The sequence below is a fragment of the Flavobacterium panacagri genome, from assembly GCF_030378165.1.
GTDB lineage: Bacteria > Bacteroidota > Bacteroidia > Flavobacteriales > Flavobacteriaceae > Flavobacterium > Flavobacterium panacagri.
This window is the reverse complement of sequence record NZ_CP119766.1, coordinates 2,028,908-2,054,247: the sequence shown is the minus strand read 5'-3', so window position 1 is coordinate 2,054,247 and position 25,340 is coordinate 2,028,908. Positions and strand designations below refer to the sequence as shown.

At 34.3% G+C, this 25,340-nt stretch carries 25 protein-coding genes and 1 pseudogene; 20 read left to right on the top strand and 6 right to left on the bottom strand.

Annotated elements, in window-relative coordinates; translation table 11 throughout:
• Window positions 1-46: 46 nt before the first annotated feature.
• Together pruA and P2W65_RS09260 are read left to right on the top strand one after the other, a co-directional pair.
• A complete protein-coding gene (pruA, locus tag P2W65_RS09265; protein WP_289665073.1) occupies window positions 47-1,672 on the top strand; it encodes an L-glutamate gamma-semialdehyde dehydrogenase in 1,626 nt (541 codons plus the stop codon).
• A 346-nt stretch (window positions 1,673-2,018) separates the two neighbouring features.
• Complete coding sequence (locus tag P2W65_RS09260; protein ID WP_289665071.1) at window positions 2,019-2,750, top strand: hypothetical protein; 732 nt, start codon at window positions 2,019-2,021, stop codon at window positions 2,748-2,750.
• A gap of 66 nt (window positions 2,751-2,816) precedes the next feature.
• On the opposite strand, the gene rsmG is transcribed toward P2W65_RS09260, so the two are convergent.
• Entirely contained in the window at window positions 2,817-3,446 is a 630-nt protein-coding gene (rsmG, locus tag P2W65_RS09255) for a 16S rRNA (guanine(527)-N(7))-methyltransferase RsmG (protein ID WP_289665070.1), read from the bottom strand.
• Between the two features lie 107 nt (window positions 3,447-3,553).
• Here rsmG and P2W65_RS09250 point away from each other — a divergent pair, with 107 nt between their 5' ends.
• The 11 genes and pseudogenes from P2W65_RS09250 to P2W65_RS09200 all read left to right on the top strand — a co-directional run bounded on the left by P2W65_RS09250 (window position 3,554) and on the right by P2W65_RS09200 (window position 14,076).
• Complete coding sequence (locus tag P2W65_RS09250; protein ID WP_179001452.1) at window positions 3,554-4,651, top strand: fatty acid desaturase family protein; 1,098 nt, start codon at window positions 3,554-3,556, stop codon at window positions 4,649-4,651.
• Window positions 4,652-4,727: 76 nt separating this feature from the next.
• The gene (locus P2W65_RS09245) at window positions 4,728-5,918 is read left to right on the top strand and encodes a pyridoxal phosphate-dependent aminotransferase (RefSeq protein WP_057123704.1); all 1,191 of its coding nucleotides are present in this window, start codon (window positions 4,728-4,730) and stop codon (window positions 5,916-5,918) included.
• 371 nt (window positions 5,919-6,289) lie between these two features.
• Entirely contained in the window at window positions 6,290-6,745 is a 456-nt protein-coding gene (locus P2W65_RS09240) for a ferritin-like domain-containing protein (RefSeq protein WP_179001454.1), read from the top strand.
• Between the two features lie 202 nt (window positions 6,746-6,947).
• Window positions 6,948-7,733 (top strand): annotated as a pseudogene (dinD, locus tag P2W65_RS09235) (DNA damage-inducible protein D); the annotation flags it as partial.
• Window positions 7,734-7,803: 70 nt separating this feature from the next.
• Window positions 7,804-8,403 carry a hypothetical protein gene (locus P2W65_RS09230; protein ID WP_289665068.1) on the top strand — a complete coding sequence of 200 codons (600 nt, stop codon included), beginning with the start codon at window positions 7,804-7,806 and terminating at the stop codon, window positions 8,401-8,403.
• 28 nt (window positions 8,404-8,431) lie between these two features.
• Window positions 8,432-9,124 carry a hypothetical protein gene (locus tag P2W65_RS09225; protein WP_289665067.1) on the top strand — a complete coding sequence of 231 codons (693 nt, stop codon included), beginning with the start codon at window positions 8,432-8,434 and terminating at the stop codon, window positions 9,122-9,124.
• A gap of 134 nt (window positions 9,125-9,258) precedes the next feature.
• Complete coding sequence (locus P2W65_RS09220; protein WP_289665065.1) at window positions 9,259-11,127, top strand: peptidase U32 family protein; 1,869 nt, start codon at window positions 9,259-9,261, stop codon at window positions 11,125-11,127.
• Window positions 11,128-11,531: 404 nt separating this feature from the next.
• The gene (locus P2W65_RS09215) at window positions 11,532-12,020 is read left to right on the top strand and encodes a hypothetical protein (RefSeq protein WP_289665064.1); all 489 of its coding nucleotides are present in this window, start codon (window positions 11,532-11,534) and stop codon (window positions 12,018-12,020) included.
• Window positions 12,017-13,177, top strand: coding sequence for a formate-dependent phosphoribosylglycinamide formyltransferase (gene purT, locus P2W65_RS09210; protein ID WP_289665062.1), 1,161 nt, complete (start codon window positions 12,017-12,019; stop codon window positions 13,175-13,177). The genes P2W65_RS09215 and purT overlap by 4 nt, the downstream gene beginning before the upstream one ends.
• A gap of 3 nt (window positions 13,178-13,180) precedes the next feature.
• Entirely contained in the window at window positions 13,181-13,501 is a 321-nt protein-coding gene (locus tag P2W65_RS09205) for a DUF6370 family protein (protein WP_289665061.1), read from the top strand.
• A complete protein-coding gene (locus tag P2W65_RS09200) occupies window positions 13,501-14,076 on the top strand; it encodes a Crp/Fnr family transcriptional regulator (RefSeq protein WP_184157744.1) in 576 nt (191 codons plus the stop codon). Before P2W65_RS09205 ends, P2W65_RS09200 begins: the two co-directional genes overlap by 1 nt.
• Before the next feature lie 81 nt (window positions 14,077-14,157).
• Here P2W65_RS09200 and aceA read toward each other — a convergent pair whose 3' ends face one another.
• Window positions 14,158-15,438, bottom strand: a complete 1,281-nt coding sequence (aceA, locus tag P2W65_RS09195; RefSeq protein WP_289665058.1) for an isocitrate lyase — start codon at window positions 15,436-15,438, stop codon at window positions 14,158-14,160.
• 226 nt (window positions 15,439-15,664) lie between these two features.
• Entirely contained in the window at window positions 15,665-17,266 is a 1,602-nt protein-coding gene (gene aceB / locus P2W65_RS09190) for a malate synthase A (RefSeq protein ID WP_289665056.1), read from the bottom strand.
• A 208-nt stretch (window positions 17,267-17,474) separates the two neighbouring features.
• Here aceB and P2W65_RS09185 point away from each other — a divergent pair, with 208 nt between their 5' ends.
• The 5 genes from P2W65_RS09185 to P2W65_RS09165 all read left to right on the top strand — a co-directional run bounded on the left by P2W65_RS09185 (window position 17,475) and on the right by P2W65_RS09165 (window position 21,456).
• Window positions 17,475-18,956, top strand: coding sequence for a helix-turn-helix domain-containing protein (locus P2W65_RS09185; RefSeq protein ID WP_289666176.1), 1,482 nt, complete (start codon window positions 17,475-17,477; stop codon window positions 18,954-18,956).
• Between the two features lie 6 nt (window positions 18,957-18,962).
• The gene (locus tag P2W65_RS09180) at window positions 18,963-19,322 is read left to right on the top strand and encodes a hypothetical protein (protein WP_289665054.1); all 360 of its coding nucleotides are present in this window, start codon (window positions 18,963-18,965) and stop codon (window positions 19,320-19,322) included.
• Between the two features lie 322 nt (window positions 19,323-19,644).
• Window positions 19,645-20,361, top strand: a complete 717-nt coding sequence (locus P2W65_RS09175; protein WP_289665052.1) for a pirin family protein — start codon at window positions 19,645-19,647, stop codon at window positions 20,359-20,361.
• Between the two features lie 162 nt (window positions 20,362-20,523).
• Window positions 20,524-20,751, top strand: coding sequence for a (4Fe-4S)-binding protein (locus P2W65_RS09170; protein WP_179001474.1), 228 nt, complete (start codon window positions 20,524-20,526; stop codon window positions 20,749-20,751).
• A 171-nt stretch (window positions 20,752-20,922) separates the two neighbouring features.
• Window positions 20,923-21,456: a YceI family protein gene (locus tag P2W65_RS09165; protein ID WP_289665050.1), complete on the top strand. Its 534-nt coding sequence runs from the start codon at window positions 20,923-20,925 to the stop codon at window positions 21,454-21,456.
• Window positions 21,457-21,672: 216 nt separating this feature from the next.
• Here P2W65_RS09165 and P2W65_RS09160 read toward each other — a convergent pair whose 3' ends face one another.
• A complete protein-coding gene (locus tag P2W65_RS09160; protein ID WP_289665049.1) occupies window positions 21,673-22,536 on the bottom strand; it encodes a helix-turn-helix domain-containing protein in 864 nt (287 codons plus the stop codon).
• Window positions 22,537-22,632: 96 nt separating this feature from the next.
• Between P2W65_RS09160 and P2W65_RS09155 the strand changes: the two genes are divergently transcribed.
• Together P2W65_RS09155 and fabD are read left to right on the top strand one after the other, a co-directional pair.
• Window positions 22,633-22,995, top strand: a complete 363-nt coding sequence (locus tag P2W65_RS09155) for a DUF983 domain-containing protein (RefSeq protein ID WP_289665048.1) — start codon at window positions 22,633-22,635, stop codon at window positions 22,993-22,995.
• 71 nt (window positions 22,996-23,066) lie between these two features.
• The gene (gene fabD / locus P2W65_RS09150; RefSeq protein ID WP_289665047.1) at window positions 23,067-23,939 is read left to right on the top strand and encodes an ACP S-malonyltransferase; all 873 of its coding nucleotides are present in this window, start codon (window positions 23,067-23,069) and stop codon (window positions 23,937-23,939) included.
• Window positions 23,940-24,076: 137 nt separating this feature from the next.
• On the opposite strand, the gene P2W65_RS09145 is transcribed toward fabD, so the two are convergent.
• A complete protein-coding gene (locus P2W65_RS09145; RefSeq protein WP_289665045.1) occupies window positions 24,077-24,310 on the bottom strand; it encodes a hypothetical protein in 234 nt (77 codons plus the stop codon).
• A gap of 50 nt (window positions 24,311-24,360) precedes the next feature.
• Entirely contained in the window at window positions 24,361-25,266 is a 906-nt protein-coding gene (locus P2W65_RS09140; RefSeq protein ID WP_289665043.1) for a DMT family transporter, read from the bottom strand.
• Window positions 25,267-25,340: the final 74 nt, after the last annotated feature.

The following is a 25,340-nucleotide window of genomic DNA, read 5'->3' as shown; positions in this document are numbered from 1 at the left end:
CAAATTATCTAACTGTAAATTATCTAATAATCTAATTTTAAATAACATGCTTAAAGGATTTTTTCATGTACCAAAAGCGGTAAACGAACCTGTAAAAGGATACGCACCGAACTCACCAGAAAGAGCAGCTGTTCAAGCAGCTTACACCACAATGTGGAATTCTCAAATTGACGTTCCTTTATATATTGGAAGCGAAGAAATCAGAACTGGAAATACAAGAAACATTACTGCTCCACACGATCACAAACACATCGTTGGAAAATACCACTTAGCTGAAAAACAACATATCGAAAAAGCGATTGCAAATGCTCTTGAATCAAGAAAAGCATGGGCAAACATGGCATGGGAACAGCGTGCTGCTATTTTCTTAAAAGCTGCTGAACTTATCGCTGGCCCATACAGAGCTCGAATCAACGCTGCTACTATGATTGGCCAGTCTAAAAATATCCACCAGGCAGAAATCGATGCTTCTTGCGAGTTAATCGACTTTTTACGTTACAATGTGGAGTTTATGACTCAAATCTACAACGATCAGCCAAAATCAGATTCTTCTGTCTGGAATCGTGTAGAATACAGACCACTAGAAGGTTTTGTTTATGCTATTACTCCATTTAACTTTACTGCTATCGCTGCTAACCTTCCTGCAAGTGCTGCTATGATGGGTAACGTTGTAGTTTGGAAACCAAGTGACAGCCAAGTATTTTCTACGAAAATCATTTTAGAAGTTTTCAAAGAAGCTGGAGTTCCAGATGGTGTTATCAATGTAGTTTTTGGAGATGCTTTAATGATTACGGATACCGTTTTAGCAAGCCGTGATTTTGCCGGTGTTCACTTTACAGGTTCAACTCATGTATTCAAAGATATCTGGGCTAAAATTGGTGCAAACATCCAAAATTATAAAACGTATCCAAGAATCGTTGGAGAGACTGGAGGTAAAGATTTCATCATTGCACATCCAAGCGCAAACGTAAAACAAGTAGTTACAGGAATTACTCGTGGTGCTTTTGAATTCCAAGGACAAAAATGTTCTGCAGCTTCTAGAGCTTATATTCCGCAAAGTTTATGGCCAGCTGTAAAAGAACAATTAATTGCTGATGTAAAATCTATGAAAATGGGTTCTCCAGAAGATTTTGGAAACTTTATTACAGCAGTAATCCACGAAGGTTCTTTTGATAAATTAGCTAGTTATATTGACCAAGCTAAAAAAGACGCTGATGCTGAAATCATCGTTGGAGGAAATTATGATAAATCTGTTGGATACTTCGTTGAGCCAACAGTTATTGTAACTACAAATCCAAAATATACTACAATGGAAACTGAGTTGTTTGGACCGGTTATCACTATTTATGTTTATGAAGATGCTAAATGGGAAGAAACTTTAGAATTAGTTGATACTACTTCTGAATATGCTTTAACAGGAGCAGTTTTTAGCCAAGATCGTTATGCTATCGAGGTAGCAACTACTAAATTGCAAAATGCTGCTGGTAACTTCTACATCAATGATAAACCAACTGGAGCAGTTGTTGGAATGCAACCATTTGGAGGAGCAAGAGCTTCAGGAACTAACGATAAAGCAGGTTCTGCATTAAACTTACTACGATGGGCTTCTCCTAGAACCATCAAAGAAACTTTTGTAACTCCAGAAGATTACAGATATCCATTTTTAGGATAATTTCTATTCCAAGTTTAGGTTGCAAATTTTGAAATCTTTCAATATAAAAAAGCCGAATCTCTTAATAAGATTCGGCTTTTGCTTTAGTACTTTTTTCACTCTTCTCTTAGCCATTTTTTTTAAATAATAAACCTAAATGATTCTTCCCAAAAAAAAAATATCGCCTTGAAAATAGCTTGTTAAATATTTTGTAGTAATTTTCTTATTTAACTGATATTCAACAAGATACATCGATTAAAAACTTATTTTATTATTTAAAAAACTTCTTGTTCCGTTTCAAAAAAAAACATCACAATACATTTGTCCTATAAAAATCAATTAGTATTATTTAAACATTTTTAAACTTATGAGAAATTTAAACAATGTTCCTAAAGTTATTTTAGAATCAAAAAGTATTGGTCACGCAATTGATTTTAAATGGAATAAAAAGAAAATAAACGAATTATTGGATCCTTTTGAGGAAAATGAAGATCTAGAAAATTTATTAACACAAATAAACCATAAAGCTTCTGTTGGACTAGCAGCTGCCTTATTAGAGTGGGTTTATTGGCGTTTTACAGGTTACACAAAAGACACTAATGATACTCAAAAACGTATTGAAGCCCTTTGGTGTTCTATAGATAGCCTAGAGCAAACCAATCCATTATTATTTGATACCGATTTCGAAATTCCGGCCTCAGGCTCTGTAAATGGGCCATTATGGATTGCTCATATGAGTGTGAGAATGATCGATACTTTATACAGAAAAGGTTCTTATTATTTACAAAATGAACTTGTCGGTTTAGTACTATTAGCTCGTCATATTACCCCTAAAAAGAAAGTATTTGACCGATGGTTTAATCGTATTATAGTAGATCTAATTTGTCTATATCCATGTGAATATGAGAACTTAGCTTCTGAAGAAATGGATGAAGCCGTTTATGATTCTTCAAATGAACCTGTAATCTGTCGAGACTTCTTTTTTGATGCCGAATTCAAGGCTACTAATGAAGCCTCAGAAACTGCGATACATGGTTTCATTGATAACTTAAATTATCAGGCAAACCAATTTTTAAATCTTTCAAGAATACATTCTTAATTTTTAATAGTTTTTATTTATTCAAAAAATAACCCAGAGAGTAAAATCTTCTGGGTTATTTCTTTTTTAAGGTTTAAATTTTAGTGGTAGATGAACCACCTTTTTAGTTTCAAAGAACTCATCTTCAAATACATCTGCTAAATCATATAAATTGGCATTTGGAAAATCTTTTAGTTCTTCTGTCAAATCACCACCTTTCAAATAAAGAATTCCATTTTTTAATTTATGTTTATGCTGTTTCTTTATTTTATCATGTATCCAAGAAACAAAATCCGGCATATTGGTAACGGCACGGCTTACGATAAAATCGAAATCGCCTTTAACTAATTCGGCGCGTTTTTGCTCTGCTTTTACATTCTTTAACTCTAATGCATCAGCAACACCTTGAACTACTTTTATTTTTTTAGCAATTACATCAATTAAATAAAAACGAGTTTCTGGAAAAAGAATCGCTAACGGAATTCCAGGAAAACCACCACCCGTTCCAACATCCAAAACCGTTGTCCCTGGTTCAAATTTCATAATTTTCGCAATTCCTAACGAATGCAAAATGTGTTTTGTATATAATGAATCGATGTCTTTTCGAGAAATAACATTGATTTTTTCGTTCCAATCGTGATATAAAAAGTCTAATTTTTGAAATTGTTCAATTTGAAGATCGGTCAAATTGGGAAAATATTTCAATATCTCATCCATTGCTGTAAATTTTTAACAAAAGTACTACTTTACGATTGAAATATTTAACTCAATTTTGCAAATTGAGAATTTATAATAATTACCTTTGAAAACTATTTAAATTAATTATGAATAACACGGCTCCGACATTTGCTAGGCAAGACAATCTGAAGTTCTTTAGAACACTTAATTCTCGGGTAAACAATTACTTCAAGGAAAATAATATTCAGAAAACCGGAAATTGGAAATTACACCTAAAAGCTGTTATTCTATTTGCTGTTTTCTTAACTCCCTATTTTTTAATCCTTACACTTGGCATGCCTTTTTGGTTAATGTTGTTGCTATCAATTGTAATGGGCGTTGGAATGGCTGGTGTCGGAATGAATGTAATGCATGATGGAAATCATGGTTCTTACTCCAATAAAAGCTGGATTAATAAATTTATGGGTGGAACCATTTATGTTTTGGCTGGAAATGTGTACAACTGGCAGGTACAGCACAATGTATTGCATCATACATATACCAATATTCCTGGACATGACGAAGATTTAGATGCTGGAAGAATTATCCGTTTTACAGAGCATGCGGAATGGCATCGTTTTCATCGTTTTCAGCATTATTATTCTGTTTTCTTATACGGTTTATTGACTTTTAATTGGGCATTAACAACCGATTTTAAGCAGATGAGAAACTATTTGAAAAGAAAATTGTCTTACGGAGAACCAAAGAATCCTAAAATCTTGTGGACTACTTTAATCATTACTAAACTTATCTATGTTTCAATTTGGATTGTTCTACCAATGGTAATCGGAATTACATGGTGGAAAGTACTTATTGGATTTTTCGCAATGCACTACACAGCAGGATTAATCTTAAGTATTGTATTCCAGTTGGCACACGTAGTAGATCATACTACAAATCCAACTCCAAATGATTTAGGAGAAATGGATAATACTTGGGCTATCCACCAATTGTATACCACAACTAATTTTGCACCAAAAAATGCAATCGTAAACTGGTACACTGGCGGATTAAACCATCAAATCGAACATCATATTTTTCCAAATATCAGTCATATTCATTACGGTAAAATTGCCAAAATTGTAAAAGAAACTGCAAAAGAATGCAACTTGCCCTATTATGAATATAAAACAATGCGAAGTGCTGTTATTGCTCACTTCAAGCATCTACGTGATTTGGGAATGAAACCTGAATTATCAGTTTAAAAACTAAAAAAAATCTATTAATAATTAACCTTCCTTAAACAACACAGCAAATTTAAGGACATTCAAAATTTTTATAATGAATCATATTCTTTCGGACAGAATCAACAATCTTGCGACTTCGCAGACATTAGCAATGGCCGCTTTGGCAAGAGAATTAAAAGCACAAGGAAAAGATATTATCAGTTTAAGTTTAGGTGAGCCAGATTTCAACACACCTGACTTTATTAAAGAAGCTGCTAAAAAAGCAATCGACGATAATTACAGCACTTATTCTCCAGTTGATGGATACCAAGATTTAAAAGAAGCAATTTGCAGAAAATTCAAAAGAGATAATGATTTAGATTACAAACCATCTCAAATCGTAGTTTCTACAGGAGCAAAACAATCATTATACAACATTGCTCAGGTAATGTTAAACGACGGTGACGAGGTAATTTTACCAGCACCTTACTGGGTTTCTTATTTCGAAATCGTAAAACTTTCTGGCGGAGTTCCAGTTGAAGTCCCAACTTCTGTTGAAACAGATTTCAAAATCACACCAGAACAATTAGAAGCTGCCATCACACCAAAAACAAAAATGATGTGGTTTTCTTCTCCATGTAATCCTTCAGGATCTGTTTACAGCAGAGAAGAATTAACAGCATTGGCAAAAGTGTTAGAAAAACACCCAAATATTTACGTAGTTGCTGACGAAATTTATGAGCACATCAATTTCTCAGGAACTTTCTGCAGCATTGGTTCTATTCCAGGAATGTTAGAAAAAACAATCACTGTAAACGGAGTTGCAAAAGCATTTGCCATGACAGGATACAGAATTGGTTACATTGGAGCTCCTGAATTTATTGCAAAAGCATGTACAAAAATCCAAGGGCAAGTAACATCTGGAGCAAACTCTGTAGCACAAAGAGCGACAATCACTGCAGTAGATGCTGACCCAAGTGTATTAAACGAAATGGTTCAGGCTTTCCACGGACGTAGAGATTTAGTAGTTGGATTATTAAAAGAAATCCCAGGTGTAAAAATCAACGTTCCAGAAGGTGCTTTCTACGTATTCCCAGACGTTTCTTCTTTCTTCGGAAAAACTTTAAAAGGACACGAAATTAAAGATGCAAACGATGTTTCAATGTATCTTTTAGCTGAGGCAAATGTAGCAACAGTAACTGGAGATGCTTTCGGAAATCCAAACTGTATTCGTTTCTCTTACGCAACAAGCAACGATATTTTAAAAGAAGCATTACGCAGAATCAAAGAAGCTTTGACTGCATAAAACAATATTTTAAATTTTATTAAAACGGCTTAAGGTTCAAAAGTTTCATCACTTTTATACTTTAAGCTGTTTTTTTATGGGCTTATTTTGGGCGTGTCCCTCCGGGTCGGGCTATCCGTTACAAGTCCTCGCCTGTTCGTTCCTCACGGCTGTGGGCTTTTCACTCCTATCCCTCACGCAAACCGTAAAACGAGAAAATTCATTTCCAAAAGAAAAAATCAGCTAAATCTCCAAAATCTGCGGGAAACATAAAATATAAGTTTCAAAATTCCCATTCTACAATATTGTAAAAACTCAATCATAATACTGTAAAACATAACTCTTAATAAATTGTCAACTTTGTAATGTATTAATTTAAAAACTATTACGTCATGATACATACAGATGAAACCACAAAAGAAGCAGTTAAAACTCTGGAAGGATTAATTTCAATTCTTGAAGATGGAAAATTAGGATATACAAACGCGGCCGAACATGTAAACAACGCGGCAATGAAAACTGATTTTCTGGAATACGCACGCGAAAGAGCCTTATTTATTGTAGAATTACAAGACGAAATCAATAAACTCGGAAAATCAACAGACACTTCTGGCGGAGGTCCGTTAGGAGCTTTACACAGAACTTGGATTGACATCAAATCATCCTTTACTGATGGAGATCCTGAAGCCATCATCAACGCCTGTATTACTGGAGAAGAAGCTGCCATTGAAAAATACAAAAAAGCACTCGATGATAATGAATTGGAACACAGTCAAATTTATGTTGTTTCCAAACAATTAAATAGTATTCAAAATACTTTATCACAAATTAAAATGAAAGGAATTTAATATCATTGTTTTTTTTCATTTTAGAAAGCTACTTAGTTGAAAAACTGGGTAGTTTTTTTGATTTGTTTCCAACTCAAGCATAAAAAAAGACGAAATATCTTACTTTTTAAATTATTTATTTAATATTTTTGTTTTACATTTAAATTTCAATTCTATGAAATCTGAAGAAATAAAAACATAGTTCGAGAAATTTGAATCTGCTACATCTGAAATAGAAGGTATCGAATGCTGGAGTGCGCGAGATTTACAAGTGTTGCTTGGTTATAGCAAATGGGAAAATTTTGAAAAAGTAATACAAAAGGCTAAAGATGCCTGCGAAAATGCTGGTGAAGACATTTCTAACCATTTTCCCGACATCAGGAAAATGGTCGAAATTGGATCAAATTCTGAAAGATCCATAAATGATATCGCTCTAACGAGATATGCTTCTTATCTTATCGCTCAGAATGGAGATAGCCGAAAAGAACAAATAGCATTTGCACAAAATTATTTTGCCGTTCAAACTCGAAAAGCTGAAAAAGTCGAACAACGTCTTTTAGAATTTGAAAGAATAAAAGCTAGAGAAAAACTGAGTCAGACAGAAAAACAATTATCCGGCATATTGTACGAAAGAGGTGTTGATAGCCAAGGATTTGCATCTATTCGAAGCAAAGGCGATCAAGCACTTTTCAAATTAAGCACAAACATGCTAAAAAAGAAAATGGGCATTCCAGAAAACAGACCAGTTGCTGACTTTTTACCCACCATAAGTATAAAAGTGAAGGATTTAGCGACAGAAATGACAGGCTTAAATGTCCAAAGTAAAGATCTGAAAGGACAAAACAAAATAGAAACAGAACATATTGACAATAATATAGCGGTTAGAGATATGCTTACAAAAAGAGGCATTACTCCTGAAAATTTATCCCCTGCAGAAGATGTGAAAAAGATACAGAGAAAATTAGAAGGTGAAGAAAAAAGGCTATTAAGAAATAATAAGAAAAAGTAAAAATTCTAATCGAACCAGAAGTTTAAAGTTTTATTTTAGTTGCAACCAATTAACAAAACCAAAAAACTATATGACCTTAACTTTACGCAGTTTATCTACTTATTTTCTTTTTATTATACTCATTTCAAATTTTACAAATGCCCAACCGAGAGTAGGTCAATCTATTAAAGCCTCAATAGGTTTTGCGAGCAGCAGTTCTTACTATATTGAAGATTATGGAAACCAAGATGAATTGGATGTTATGGACAGTGGTCTTTATTTACAAGCAGAATACATTTTCGGAATAAAATCATGGTTTGGCTTAAGATCTTATGCAGCTACAATCTCTACAAAAATTGATAAAAATCAGCCTCCTCTTCTAGACCAGCCTCTATATAAAGTAACAACTCGGGCTCTTTTAGTTGGAGGAAAAGTTCGTTTTTGTGCTCCAATTCCGTGGGTTGCTCCTTTTATAGAAGGTGGTATTGGTGCTTCAATAGGATCATTTCAAACCTTTACTCCATCAACAAATTTTGACAAAAACGATGTTTTAATGCATATTCCTTTCAGTATTGGTCTAGCCGTAGGACGAAAAAATAATATAGAACTGGCACTTTCGGGTTACTTTCATCCCGCAGCCAAACAATCTAACGGCGTTTTTGCAGCAGGATTTACTTTTCCTGTAGATTAATTAAATATTTCATCAAAAAAATCTTTCAATGAAAAACATAATTATAACAATATTGATTCTATTCATATCTACGAATGTTTGTCCTCAATCCAAGATTCAATTACCTAAAAACTACAAGCAGACTAACATTCCAAAAGCGAATAGCAAAGAACATCAAAACCTTAACTATTCAAAAGACACATCAATTAGACTCCAAAATAATAAAATAGAGGTGTTTCCAACACCTAAAGGCACAAATTCCGAGCTTAAATTCAACAATGGAGTCTTAATTGGTTCTAATAACGGCGAATGGGGAGGAAAATTAATTTATAAAGAAGGCAAAGAAGAAATCAAAATTAAAGAAGGAAATATTATTTCTATTTTTACACTAAATGGGAAAATTTATTTTCTAGAGGGATTGGCGCACTTATCAATAAATTATGGTGAAATTTATGAAATAAATTATTTTGAAGAGAAGTTTACGTATAGAAAAATCATGGATTTACCAGATGAACCACAAGTTTTCCAGATTTTTAATAACCGACTTTATATGGCCACTTTTTCCAATTTCATAATTATAAACAATTGGAAAATTGAAAATAAAATTAATGGTTTCTGGGAAAGCCTTTACCCGAATTCTTTAATCATTGAAAACAAAAATCACATTTTTATGGGAATCCGCGGTGGAATAGTAGAAATTATCCCCGATAATAAAATCCTAAAATTGTACATTAAAAAATAATCTCACGTTTATCATCATTCCATATTAAGTTAACAAATTCAAAAAAATCGCTTCATCACTAGCAAACTCGGAATATTTATTAGACCTTTGCACACTTTTTTTCGGGAATACCACAAAAGTCTAAAGTTTTAGTAATGAAGAAGAAAATCGAAATATTAGCTCCTGCTAGAGATTTAATTGGAGGAATCGCAGCCATAAATAGTGGTGCCGATGCCGTATATATTGGTGCACCGCAATTTGGCGCACGTTCTAATGCTAACAACTCAATCGAAGATGTTGCTGAACTAGTAAAATATGCGCATTTATTTAACGCACAGGTTTTTGTGGTAATGAATACCATTTTATACGACAACGAATTAGAAACGTGTCGTGCCATGATCTGGGAGTTATACGGTATTGGTGTTGATGCCTTGATTATTCAAGATATGGCAATTATGGAAATGGACTTACCTCCTATCGTACTTCATGCCAGTACACAAGCCAATAATCGTGATGCTGATAAAATCAAATTCCTGAAAGACGCTGGTATCAAACGTGTGGTTTTAGCACGTGAATTAAACCTGCATCAAATTAAAACAATCTACGACCACGCAGATGTTGAATTAGAGTTTTTCGTAACGGGAGCTTTATGTGTATCCTTCAGTGGAAACTGTTATATGAGTGTGGCAAACGGAGAACGAAGCGCAAATCGTGGTTCATGCGCACAAAACTGCCGTTTACCTTATAACTTAATTGACGGAAACGGAGATACTTTAATCAGAAACAGTCACTTGCTTTCGATTAAAGATTTAGATATTTCAGATCAGATTCCTAATTTGATTGAAGCTGGAATTGTTTCTTTCAAAATCGAAGGCCGTCTAAAAGATGTCGCTTACGTTAAAAACAACGTTTCTTATTTACGTCAAAAATTAGACAGTTATTTAGAAGGAAGCGACAAATACATTAAAGCTTCTTCTGGAAAATGTACTTATACTTTTGATTCTGCACTAAACAGAACTTTCAATCGTGGTTATACCGATTATTTCGTAAACGACAGACACAGTTCAATTGGTTCTTGGGAAAGCCCAAAATCAAAAGGACAATATATCGGTAAATTAATCCGAACTGTTGGCGGTGCTTACGAAATCGAAAACGGCGAATTATTAAACAACGGTGACGGACTTTGCTTCATCAACGAAAATAACGAAGCTGACGGAATCTACGTAAACAAAGCCGAAAACGGGAAAGTATATCCAAACGTTTTAAAAGAAGTAAAAGACGGAACTTTCATATACAGAAATAACGACGCTGCTTTCATCAAAATTGTCGAAAGAGAAGATAGTGCCGTTCGTAAATTGAGCACGACTTTATTGCTTACAGAAACAGAAAATGGTTTCGAATTAATCGCAACCGATGAAGACGGAAACGTAAGTACCGTAAATTTAGAGCACCCAAAAGAACAGACAAAAACTGGCGAGTCAATCGAAGAAAACATTAAAATACAATTAGCAAAAACAGGTTTCACACCTTATACTGCTGATGAAATCAACATTATGTTTTCTCAAAACTGGTTCCTTCCAATTTCTAAAATCAACGAAATGAGAAGAACCGTTTACGATCAGTTAACAGAAATTCGTCTGGCAAATTACGTTCGCGAAGAACACCAATTAGTAAAAACGTCGCATCCTTATCCAGAAACTAAACTGGATTTCATGTACAACGTTTCAAACAAAACGGCTCGTAAATTCTACGAACGCCACGGTGTTACCGAAATCGAAAAAGCATTCGAATTACAATGGGATCCAGGAAAATCTCGTGTAATGACAACTAAATATTGCATTAAATACGAATTGAAAAAATGCCCGATTCACCAAAAAGACATCGTTGGCGTAAAAGTAAAAGAGCCATTAGTATTAAAACAGGGAGAATTGGAATACAAACTAAAATTCAACTGCAAACCCTGCGAAATGGAAATCTGGGAAAAAGATGCTGAATTTGAGATTGAAGAAGATCATTTTCATTAATATACAAACCGATGCTTTTAAAAGAAGTATCGGTTTTTTATTTTGGGCGTGTCCCTCCGGGTCGGGCTATCCGTTACAAGTCCTCGCCTGTTCGTTCCTCACGGCTGTGGGCTTTCCACTTCTATCCCTCACGCAAACCGTAAAAACAAGAAAATCTCATTTTCAAAATAAATCAACATATTTTTTGAATTGCCTCCAGCTTTAGCTGGAGGTAAGACAAAGCTCCTATCATGGCTTTAGCCGAACTAAACATTTGGCTAAAGCCCCTAACTTAACTATTACTGTTCCTCCAGCTAAAGCTGGAGGCAACTCAATCAATTAACAAAAATAAATCTGCTCGATCTGCAAAATCTGCGTGAGAATAAATCCCATTTTATTTATCTTTACTCTTTAAATTAATTTAAATGGAATCAAACAAAGACATTCAAAAATATGCCATCATTGCAGGGATTTTTGTGTGTGCTTTTTTTTCTTATTTAATTTTTTCCGAAAGCTATTTTATTTTTCAATGCATTCAAATATGTGATTTTGGCATTTTTTGGAATCCAATTTTCTGGGGAATTCTATTCCCATTATTTATTATTTTCCTTTTCTGGAATACAGCAAAACGACTCAGTTATTCATTGAATCAAATTACATATTTAAAAGCTTGCTCCCAATTTTCTTTTGAAGTAAGTTCAAGAATCATAATTTCTCTTTTCACAATTTATATAATAGGAAAATTTATTAATGGAATGTCTGCTCCATTACAATCACAATTTTTAGATCAAATCGTTTTTTCAATATTAATGATGTTATTTTTATCATTCATATTAATGGCCCTAACCTTTATAAGCAGTTTAATAATTGTAAAAGCAAGCCAAAACACCCAAACTTTAAATCAAACAAAATGAAAATACTACTCCTAGGTTCAGGCGAATTAGGCAAAGAATTTGTCATTGCCGCACAACGAATCGGACAAACTATAATTGCAGTTGACAGTTACGAAAATGCACCAGCCATGCAAGTTGCACACGGTTTCGAAGTCATTAATATGTTAGACGGCGAAGCGCTAGACAAAATCGTAGCCAAACACAAACCCGATTTTATTGTTCCTGAAATAGAAGCCATTCGCACTGAACGTTTTTACGATTACGAAAAACAAGGCATCACCGTTGTTCCTTCAGCGAAAGCGGCAAATTTTACTATGAATCGTAAAGCCATTCGTGATTTAGCCTCGAAAGAACTTGGGCTAAGAACTGCCAAATATCAATATGCAACTTCAGCCGAAGAACTTCAAAAAGCCGTTCAGGAAGTTGGAATTCCGTGCGTTGTAAAACCTTTAATGTCTTCATCAGGAAAAGGACAATCGACTATAAAAACAGAAAGCGATATCGAAAAAGCATGGCAATATGCCGTTGCAGGTTCGCGTGGCGATGTTATCGAAGTTATTGTAGAAGCTTTTGTCAATTTTGATTCTGAAATTACGCTTTTAACGATTACTCAAAATAATAATCCAACTTTGTTTTGTGCACCAATTGGTCACAGACAAGAAAGAGGCGATTATCAAGAAAGCTGGCAACCGGCTTTAGTCTCTGAGAAAGATTTATACGAAGCGCAGGATATGGCCGAAAAAATTACTGAAGCCCTTGGCGGTGCCGGACTTTTTGGTGTTGAATTTTTCCTAACAAAAGAAGGCGTTTATTTCTCAGAACTTTCTCCACGTCCTCATGATACTGGAATGGTAACTTTAGCTGGAACGCAGAATTTCAACGAATTCGAATTGCATTTAAGAGCGATTTTAAGTCTTCCTATTTTCGAAATTACTTTGGAAAAAGCCGGAGCAAGTGCCGTAATTTTAGCATCTGAAGATTCGACAAACCCAACTTTCAGCGGAATCGAAAAAGTAGCTGCTTTACCAAAAACTGATTTCAGGATTTTCGGCAAACCTACTTCAAGACCTTATCGTCGAATGGGAGTTGTTTTAAGCCACGATTCACTTGCAACTCCAATTAACGAAATAACAGAACGCGCCAAAGAAACGGCAAAATTAATAACTGTAAATTCATAGAAAATGAAAAAACTTATATTCATGATTTTCCTTTTTATTGGGATTTCAACTCAGGCACAAGACAAAAAGAAATTTGATAAACCAACAATCGTCGAAGCTTCTTGCGGAGAATGCCAATTCGGAATGAAAGGCAAAAGTTGTGATTTAGCCGTTCGCATTGACGGAAAATCGTATTTTGTTGACGGCACAAAAATCGATCAGCATGGCGATGCTCACGCAGAAAACGGCTTCTGTAATGCTATCAGAAAAGCTTCTGTTACTGGAGAAATCAAAGGAAACCGATTTATCGCCACTTCATTCACTTTAATAGACGATAAAAAATAATGGCATTAATATTAGAAAACATTGCTAAACACGTTTCTCTGACACCAGAAGAACAAGAACTGTTTTTATCTAAATTAGAAACCAATACATACAAAGCCAAAACACTTTTATTAAATGCTGGCGAAGTCTGCAAACATTCTTATTTTGTAAATTCAGGAATTTTAAGAAGTTTCAATATCAACGATAATATCGTAGAACACGTTCTTTCTTTTGCCTGTGAAGGCTGGTGGATGAGCGATATGTACAGCTTTTTTTCGCAAAAACCAGGACAGCTTTTTATTGAAGTTTTAGAAGAAGCCGAAGTCGTTTCCTTATCCAAAGAAAATCAAGAACAATTATATCTTGAAATCCCAAAACTGGAACGTTTCTTCAGGATTTTAATTGAAAACTCTTTAGTTGCCAATCAACAACGATTAATGGATAATTTAAGTTTGCCTGCGGAAGAACGCTTTGAAAAATTCACAAAAAAATATGGAACATTGGTTCATAAAGTTCCTCAAAAACAAATCGCTTCTTTCATTGGCGTAACACCAGAATTCTTTAGTAAAATGAAAGCGAGACTTTTGAAGAAATAAGATTTTCCGCCACAAATTCACAGATTTTTATTCTCAAAGATTGTAAAAAAATAATTCGTGAATTCGTGGCGGAAAAAAAAATTAAAATTGCTCAACCTCTGTAGAATGTTCCATTGCGGTTATTGCTGATTTTCCTAACATAACCGTGTTTTGAACCGCATCGAAATAAGAAGTTCCTACGAAAGCCTGGTGTTTTACCGCTCTGAATCCGTTTTTTTGTAAAGCGAATTCACGTTCCTGCAATTCAGAATATCCTGCCATTCCGCGTTCTTTATAGGCTTTAGACAATTCGAACATACTTGTGTTTAAAGCATGGAATCCTGCTAAAGTGATAAATTGGAAACTATAGCCCATTGCTGCCAAATCTTCCCTAAATGTTTCCATTTCTGCAACTGATAATTTTGCTGCCCAATTGAAAGATGGTGAACAATTATACGCCAGCATTTTATCCGGGAATTCTTTTTTCATAGCCGTTGCAAACTTTCTTGCAAATTCTAAATCCGGATTACTGGTTTCCATCCAAATTAAATCGGCATAAGGCGCGTAGCTCAAACCTCTTGCAATTCCCTGATCGATTCCGTTTTTTACATAGAAAAAACCTTCGGCTGTTTTTTCTCCAGTTAGAAATTTTCTGTCTCTTGGATCTGCATCGCTGGTTAATAAATTCGCAGCATCAGCATCTGTTCGGGCAACAATTAAAGTTGAAACTCCCATAACATCTGAAGCCAATCTTGCTGCAATCAGTTTATTAATTGCTTCCTGAGTTGGAACCAAAACTTTTCCGCCCAAGTGTCCGCACTTTTTAGCAGAACTTAACTGATCCTCAAAATGAACTCCAGAAGCGCCGGCTTCAATCATCGATTTCATTAATTCAAAAGCATTTAAGTTTCCACCAAAACCTGCTTCGGCGTCAGCCACAATCGGAACCAGATAATCTTTTTTATCTTCAATATTATTTACAGTCTGAATTTGATCAGCACGTAGTAAAGCGTTGTTGATCTTTTTTACCACCATCGGAACGCTGTTTACCGGATAAAGCGATTGATCAGGATACATTTCGCCAGCTAGATTTGCATCTGCAGCAACCTGCCATCCGCTTAAATAAATCGCTTCTAAACCCGCATCGACTTCCTGAATTGCCTGATTTCCAGTCAACGCTCCCAAACCCGCAACATAATCCTGACTTTTTAACTTTCTCCATAATTTCTCTGCACCCATTTTTGCAATAGAATGCTCAATTTTATATGACCCCTGAAGCGTTACTACTTCACTCGCCGTATAAGGACGTTCAACGCCTTTCCATCTCGGGTTCGTAATCCAATCGTTAATCAATTCCTGAATTCTGTCTTCTGTTGTTTTCATAAATAGTATAGTTAAGTTGGTTAGTAAGTAATAGTGTTCAGTTCACAGTTAAAAGTGTTCAGTTTTTAACTGGATGCATTTTTTAAACACATAGAAACATAGTTCATTTTTGTGGTTAAAGGCGTTTCACTTGTTTCAATACACATAGCTATGTGTGAAAAACTAGTTTTTTTCTTTTCCCTTTTTATAGAAAAATTAAAATCTATGTTTCTATGTGTTTAAAAACTTATAAATATTTGTAACACGGAATCGTTAGAAAATCTACAAAATGAAGATTTACAACTAATCTTTCCAGCATTTTTTCTGCTAAAGGAAATTGCTGTTTTTCGTGATTTTCTGCTCCTAATTCTTCCTTAATTTTTTGAGATTCATCTAAAGCCAATTCATGATAATATGCTAAATCTAATTTTCGTCCATTATCTAAAATCACTTTATTTTGAAGCCATTGCCACAATTGCGATCTCGAAATTTCCGCAGTTGCTGCATCTTCCATTAAATTGTGCAAAGCTGCAGCGCCTTGTCCGTTCAACCATGAAGCCAAGTACAAAATCGCAACATTGATGTTTTTTCGAACACCGTTTTCTGTGATCAATCCGATTGGCGGTTCGATCAAATCTGTTTCTGTAATTCTTCGATGTTCTCTTTTTACATGAATCTGATTTGGCGTTGGCATTCCTTTATCAAAAATGGCTTTCGCTATTGCAACTAAATCTGGATGCGCGACCCAGGTTCCATCGTGGCCGTTTCGAACTTCACGTTCTTTATCGGTTTTTACTTTCGCGAAAGCGACAGCATTTGCTTCTTCATTATTCTTAATTGGAATCTGTGCTGCCATTCCGCCAATCGCATGAATACCACGTTTATGGCATCTTTGGATAACCAAATTGGAATAGGCATTCATAAATGGTGAAGTCATATTTACCTGATCGCGATCCGGAACAATGAATTTTGGATTTTTTCTAAACTTTTTGATATAAGAGAAAATATAATCCCAGCGTCCACAGTTCAAGCCAACGATATGTTCTTTTAATTCATAGATGATTTCGTCTAACTGAAAACTTGCCGTTATGGTCTCAATTAAAACCGTCACTTTTACTGTACCTCGTTTCAGATTCAGATAATCTTCTGTAAAATCAATTACAGTATTCCACCATCTTGCTTCCAGATAATGTTCCAATTTCGGAATATAGAAATATGGGGCAGAGTTGTTTTCTAGAAGTTTTTTATGATTATGAAACACATACAAACCAAAATCTACCAAAGAACCCGAAACTTCATTTCCTTCAATTAAAACATGCTTTTCGGTCAAATGCAGACCTCTTGGACGTACAATTAGCGTTGCGATTTTTTCATTTAAATGATAGGATTTTTGTTTTACCAAATCCGTATAAGTAATTGTTTTGTTTACCGCATCGATTAAATTTACTTGACCGTCCATCAGGTTTTGCCAAGTTGGCGAAGTGCTGTCTTCAAAATCGGCCATAAAAGTTTTGGCTCCCGAATTCAAAGCGTTGATGATCATTTTGCGATCAACCGGCCCAGTAATTTCTACTCTTCGGTCTAATAAGTCTTTCGGAATCTCACCAGCTGTCCAACTTCCTTCTCTGATACTTTTTGTTTCTGGAATAAAAACCGGCATGATTCCCTGATCAAAAGTGACTTGTTTCTGTTCGCGCTGCAAAAGAAGCAGTTTACGCTGCGATTCGAATTTTCGGTGTAATTCGGTTATGAAAACAATCGCTTCTTCTGTCCAGATTTTTGGATAACGAAGCTTTTTTTCGGCTAAAAATTCCATTGCCGTTTCGATAATTTCAGTTTGGTTTTTCATAGCTGTGGTTTTATTTTTTATTGACCAGCCATTGAATTGTTTTTGAGTTTGACCTGCCTTAAAAAAGCAAAATTCAATTAACAACCTAATAGCTAATAAGTTTTACACCACAATGTTACAAAAAGTTTTTGATAAAAATAGCGAACGTTCGCTAAAATTTAAAAATATTTTTTTGGCGATTATTTTTAAATCGATTACATTTGATATTATGGATATCGAAAAAGAATATATAAAGCTGATATTTGGGCTAAAACTAAAGCAGGTTAGGATTCAAAAAAATCTTTCGCTTTTTGGCTTAGCCAAATTGACCAATCTTTCAAAATCGTACTTAAACGAGATTGAAAAGGGAAAAAAATATCCAAAAACAGATAAAATTTTGCTACTATGCGAACATCTGGACGTGACTTACGACCAAATGGTATCATTAAAACTCGATAACAACCTCGCTCCGATTGGAGAAATTTTAAAATCCGGAATTTTGAAAGAGATTCCGCTAGAGCTTTTCGGAATTCAGGAAGCCGATTTAATTGATATTATTGCCAATGCTCCCGCAAAAGTCAATGCGTTTATCAGTACGATTTTTGAAATTGCTCAGCATTATAATTTAAGCCGTGAAAGCTTCTTTTTGGCCTCTTTGCGTTCTTATCAGGAAGCGCACAGCAATTATTTTGATGATTTAGAAGAGAAAGTAATTTCGTTTTCGAAGTCTTTTCAGATTAATCTGGATTCTAAAATCAGCATTGAGGAATTAGAAGCCATTTTAAAAGAAGAATACGAATACATTATTAAAGACATTGCTTTTACAGATCAGGAAGCACTGGGTGATTTACGTTCGATTTATGTTCCAAAAAGCAAAACATTATTACTCTCTACAGAACTCGATGCGCCGCAAAAAGCTTTTATTTTAGCCAAAGAAATTGCCTATAATTATCTAAAAATATCAGATCGTCTGCTGACTTTCAGCTGGATTAAATTTGACAATTTTGATCAAGTTTTGAATAATTTTTACGCTTCTTATTTTGCAGGCGCTTTAATATTGCCTAGAAAATTAGTTGTTGATAAAATCAATTCTTTTTTAGAAAATGAAAATCCAAAACCCGAGGAATTTGTTCAGTTAATTGAAAGTTTTGAGGTTTCGCCTGAATCTTTTTATCAGCGATTGACTAATTTACTGCCAAAGGATTTCCAATTAAAGAATCTTTTCTTTTTAAGATTATCACACCGAATTGGTTCTGATGTCTATCAAATCAACAAAGAATTACACATTACACATCAGCAGGAACCGCACGCTAACGAAACCAACGAACATTATTGCAGAAGATGGGTTTCAGTAAAAACGATTGATGAAGCCATCAAACAAAATAAATCTCACTTTTTTGATGCTCAAATTTCCAGCTACGCTAACAGCGGTAATGAATATTTAGTATTTTCGTCAGCAACCAAAGATCCTTTTTTGCATGATACTATTCGAAGTATTTCTGTTGGGATTCTGATAAATCCAACAATGAAAAAGAAATTCAAGTTTATTGAAGGCAAACCTTTGGTCAAAAGAATTGTTGGTGTAACTTGCGAAACCTGTGCCGTTCAGGATTGTTTAGAAAGAGCCGCACCTCCTGTAGTTTTAGAAAGAAAGAAACGCCATGAGAATACAGATTTGGTGGTGCAGCAGTTTATCAATCAATACAGTTAGAATCTTATGAAATATTTTGCTTTAATAATGACTCTGTTTTTCATCAACTTCAACCAGAAAACAGATAAACTTACTGGCCGTTACAATTATTTGATTGAAGACGAAGGTTCTTATATCCTGAAAGATAAAATTACTTTTAGCGATAGCGTTTTTAAGTTTGATAACAAGTATCTGCCAAAAGGAAAAATTTCATACGACAATACAATACTATTGGACAACTTCATCAATACCGATTTAGTTATCAGCATTCCTAAAGATCAGATTACAAAAGACACGATTCTGTTTTACATGCATGACAAACAAAGTCCTGTTGCAAATTATCTTGATGTAGTGGTTGGGAAAGGAAAATTGATTAGGATTAAATAATTCGGTTTTTAGACTTAACCACAATCTTGTCATCCTGAGAAACTAGAATCGTTAAGTCTTTCTTTCAACAGCCTCTTCTGAAAACAAAAACTTCTAATCTAGCCCCGATAGAAGTGGAAATCCTTTTGTGACGGGATTCGGCACAAAAGATTGTAACGGATAGCGGGACTAATGGTCTTTTGAAAACTAAAAATCTCTGCTCCAAAAAAACTTAACCTCCTAGCATCTTAGCTCCTTAGAATCTTTTCTTAACCTAGATTAAGTGCTTTTCGCTTACCGTGGTGGTATCTTTGTACTATCAAAATAAATAAAAGACAAAATCATGGAAAATATAGTATTGCACAAAGCAGAATCAAGAGGAAATGCAAATCACGGATGGCTGAACGCTTATCATAGTTTTAGTTTTGCAAGCTGGTACAATCCAGACAGAATTCAATTTGGAGCGCTTCGTGTTTTGAACGATGATACGATTGCGGGCGGAATGGGCTTTGGAACGCATCCTCATGATAATATGGAAATTATTACGATTCCGCTTGAAGGAGATTTGGCTCATAAAGACAGCATGGGAAATACTGAAATTATCAAAAATGGTGATATTCAGGTTATGAGTGCTGGAACTGGAGTTCAACACAGTGAGTTTAACCCAAATGCAGATCAACAGACTAAATTGTTGCAAATATGGTTGTTCCCAAACAAAAGAAATGTTACGCCACGTTACCAACAAATTACTTTGGATGTTGCGGACAGACATAATAAATTATCTCAAATTTTATCTCCAAATGCTGATGATGAAGGAGTTTGGATTCACCAAGATGCTTGGTTCAACATGGGGAATTTTGATGCCGGAATCGCAACTGAATACAAAATCAAAAAAGAAGGAAACGGAGTTTATGCTTTCGTTTTAAAAGGAAATGTAACGATCAACGGTCAGGAATTAAACAGCCGTGATGCAGTTGGAATTTCAGGAACTGACATTTTAAACATTAAAGCGAATACAGATGCTGAATTTTTATTAATGGATGTTCCGATGAATTATTAATTCGTAAAACAATATTTTCACCTGTACCTTGAAACGATAAAAAATCTGTTAATCAGACTATTATCGTTTCTTTTTTGTGCAATTTTAAAAAAGAAAGGCTAACTTTATAATAAAAAAATTGGTCTGACTTTAAAATTAAACTAATCCTTAAAATTTTAAACCATGAACCCAAATAACCTCACTAAAGAATATACAAACGGAGAAGTTACTATTGTATGGCAATCTGGAAAATGTATTCACTCGGCCAATTGTGTCAAAAACAATCCGGATGTTTTTCGCCCAAAAGAAAAACCGTGGATTACTCCAGAACAATCTACAACTGAAAAAATAATTTCTACTATTAACAAATGTCCATCGGGAGCGTTGACATTTTATATGAATAAACAATAAATAACCAAAAAACCTAACAGATTTTAAAAACCTGTTAGGTCTCTACACAAAATGTGATAACCAAAAACTTATCGCATTTTTTATTTCTTAATCTAGGTTAAGTGCTTCAGGACAACTGTCACCGTAACTTTGTCCTATCAAAATGAAATTAAATATTTAAAAAATAAAATTATGGCAACTACAAAATGGTCAATTGACCCAACTCACTCAGAAATTGGTTTTAAAGTTAAACACATGATGTTTACTAATGTTTCAGGAAAATTTGGAACTTATGATGCTTCTGCAATCACAGAAGGAGATAGTTTTGATAATGCAGATTTTAGTTTTTCTGCTGATATCGCTTCTATCGACACTGCAAACGCAGATCGTGACGGACATTTAAGAAGCGGTGATTTCTTTGACGCTGAGGATCATCCAAAATTAACTTTCAAATCTTCTGCTTTCAAAAAAATCAACGATGGTGAATTTGAATTAACTGGAGATTTAGATATTAAAGGTGTTTCTAAAACAGTGAAATTCCCAGTTGAATTTAGCGGCATCATGACTGATCCTTGGGGAAATACTAAAGTTGGTTTAAGCATAGAAGGAAAAATTAATCGTAAAGATTGGGGTTTAAACTGGAACTCAGCTCTTGAAACTGGAGGCGTTTTAGTGGGCGAAGAAGTTCGTTTGAACATTGAATTACAATTTGTAAAACAAGCTTAATCTTTAGGTTTTAGATTTAATTGGTTGGTTATTGAAACCCCTGCGTGAGGACGCAGGGGTTTATTTTTTTTTAGCCACGAATTCACGAATTTATTTATCCGAAATGGTGGAAATATTTAATGCCACAGATTAAAATGATTATTTGGATTAAATCTATGAAAATCCTCTAATCTGTGGCAAAAGAAAAAATAATTCGTGAATTCGTGGCTAAAAAAATCAACGCACAGTGTTTCTAAATTCTGTTGGGGAAATTCCAGTTTGTTTTTTGAAGAAACGGGAGAAGTACGAGTAATCTTCGTAGCCTACTTTAAACGCAACTTCGTTTACGGCTAATTGTTTATCAATTAACATTCTTTTAATTTCTAGGATTACGCGATCTATGATTACTTCTGTGGCTGTTTTTTGAAGGATTTCATTGCAGATTCTGTTAAGATGTTTTAAAGTAATGTTTAATTTTTCTGCATAAAAGGAAGGCAGTTTTTGAGTTCTGAAATACTCTTCTAAAAGCGATTCGAACTTATTAATTTTAATGTTGTACGAATGGGTTTGATGCGAATAGGTTTCGCTGTATTTTCTCGCTACTTCAATATGAATACAGTCTAGCAGATTTAGTAATTTATCTAACTGAAATTTGCTTTCTTGGCTGTTTTCCTGAATCAGCAGATTGAAATACGGAAGGATTTTTGGAAGTTCTTTTTCTTCAAAAACCATTTCTGGTCGGTTATGAATGGAATGGTAAAAATTATAGTCGTTGATTTTTTTCTGTCCGAAATACAAATTGTACAATTCCTGCGAAAAGATAATTACAAAACCTTCAATATCTTCAGACAAACTCCAGTGATGCATCTGCCCTGGCTGTAGCACAAAAAGACTCCCTCTTTTTATTTCAAATTGATCAAAATCGACTTCGTGTAATCCCGAACCTTTGGTAAAAAACACCATCAAATAAGAATCGTGTCGATGCGGTTCTTCGACAAAACTGTGGCTTTTCAAATGCTCTTTAAAAGTATTCACATAAAAATCCTTGTGAATATCGTTACAGCTAAAATTTTGAACGCTGTAAATGGGATATCTTTTCATAACAAATGTCTTTATTGTGCTATAATAAGCGAAGATATAAAAAAGAGTTTTATAAAACTCTGATTTACCTTTGTATAAACAAAAAATAGCAAGATCATGTCAAATGCATTAACTCATATTTTTAGAAACGAATGTCCTGTTTGTCACAAAGGAAAAGTATTTACAGATAAAAACATTTTTCTGAATTTTAGCTTCCCAAAAATGAATGAATACTGTAGTCACTGTCATTATAAATTCCAAAAAGAGCCTGGTTATTTCTTTGGCGCCATGTACGTAAACTACGGATTAACCGTGGCTCAGGGAATTGCAACCTATTGTATTGCACAGTTTTTCTTTGAAAAGAATTTTGATTTTAGAATCTTTCCAATCATTGTCGCTGCAATTGTTTTATTCACTCCTTTTAATCTGAGATTTTCAAGATTAGCATGGATTTATATGTTTAAGGATTATACAAGCTAAAAAAATAGTACTTTTGCGCACCAATTGAAACTAATTTTCAATTTAAAAAAAGTAAAAATTAAATTAGACAAATGAAAGCATACGTATTTCCAGGTCAAGGTGCACAATTCACAGGAATGGGTAAAGACCTTTATGAAAATTCGGCTTTAGCCAAAGAATTATTCGAAAAAGCCAATGAAATTTTAGGCTTCAGAATTACTGATATTATGTTTGAAGGTACTGCCGAAGAACTAAAAGAAACTAAAGTTACACAGCCAGCTGTATTTTTACATTCTGTTATTTTAGCGAAAACTTTAGAAGATTTCAAACCAGAAATGGTGGCAGGACATTCTTTAGGCGAATTTTCAGCTTTGGTTGCTAACGGAACTTTATCTTTTGAAGATGGTTTAAAATTAGTTTCTCAACGTGCTCTTGCTATGCAGAAAGCTTGCGAAATCACTCCATCTACAATGGCTGCGGTTTTAGGTTTAGCCGATAATGTTGTAGAAGAAGTTTGTGCTTCTATCGACGGTGTTGTAGTTGCTGCAAATTACAACTGTCCTGGGCAATTAGTAATTTCTGGAGAAAAAACCGCTGTTGAAAAAGCTTGTGAAGCCATGAAAGCTGCAGGAGCAAAACGTGCTTTAATTTTACCAGTTGGAGGTGCTTTCCACTCTCCAATGATGGAACCTGCAAGAGAAGAGTTAGCTGCTGCAATTGAAGCAACTACTTTCTCTACTCCAATTTGTCCGGTTTACCAAAACGTTACTGCAAACGCGGTTTCTGATGCAAACGAAATTAAAAAGAACTTAATCATTCAATTGACTGCTCCTGTAAAATGGACTCAGTCTGTACAGCAAATGATCGCTGACGGCGCTACTTTGTTTACTGAAGTTGGCCCAGGAAAAGTATTGGCTGGTTTGATTAATAAAATTGATAAAGAAGCGGTTACTGCTAACGCGTAATTAGTGTTCAGTATTCAGTTTTTAGTGATCAGTTAAAAACGATACTCATAAAAAAATCCTCATGAACTAATTGCTTATGAGGATTTTGTTTTTATTATTTCCAAGGATAAAAATTTATCCTTTTAGACATTTCGGCTTTAAATTCTTCTGGTGTAACCTTTTGCAAATTCAACATCAAAATTATCTTGCCACCATTCCCTTATTCTTCTTCTGGATTCTACTTTTGCTTCTTCTAGAGTTAATCCCTTTGCAAACTCGGCATCAAAATCAAAAGTTTCAGGATCTATTCCTTGAATTTTCGGTTTTTGAACTTCATATTCTATTCTTGGTTCTTCAACCTTATCTTTTTTATTTTCTTTATCCGAATCCATTATTCCTACATTTTAATCTTACAAATTTACAAAATAAATTGAATTAAAATTTATACAGCTTCCTTTTCCTTCTTTTTGTAATTAATAATAAAAACTCCCAAAATGATCAGGATAGTTGCAATTATAAAATCAATTGTAATTTTTTCATCCAAAATCAGCCAGCCAAAAAATACCGCAATAATGGTGTTGATATATGCTAAAATAGAAACCTGAACCGGAGTAACATGTTTCAAGGCATAATTATAGCTGAAAAAAGCAATTACTGATCCAAAAATTGACAAATACAATGCTGCTAAAATACTTTTAGAACTCCATAAATTCACATCAATAGTAGGCGAAAAAACAAATGCCAAAACAATCTGAATGCAAGAAGCCATTGTAAACTGGTAAAATAAATTAAGAACTATATTTTTAGATTTATTTCCATGCAGCTTGGTATAAATTGTTCCGGCTGCCCAGGCAGTAATCGCAAATCCCATAAACATCATTCCGATTCTGTAATCGGCATCTAAAAAAGATCCTAGTCCGTCTTTAAATATAAAAACGACTCCCGAAAATCCTATTATAACTCCAACAAATCCTTTTAAACTTGGCTTTTGTAATTTAAACAAAATACTGCCCAGAAAAATAAGTATAGGAGACATAGCACTGATTACCGAAGCCAATCCGCTTGGTACCGTCTGTTCTGCTACGGTTGTAAAACCATTTGCCACTACAATCATCAAAATAGAAGGAACGAGCTGATGTTTTAAATTTTCCCAGCCAATCCATTGCAGTTCTTTTTTGAACAATAGAATTGTCATCATGATTAATCCCGCCAATCCCTGACGAATCGAGGTTACAAACCAAGGCGGAATCGTTTCAACTGCAACACGAATTCCTAAAAACGTTGTTCCCCAAATAATTCCAACCGCCGCTAGAGCAAAAATTAATTTATAATCTAAATTTTGTTTCATAAAAATGCCATTAAAAAAAAGTCCCAAACTATATTGCTATAATCTGGGACTTTGAAAATTTATAATTTTATTAA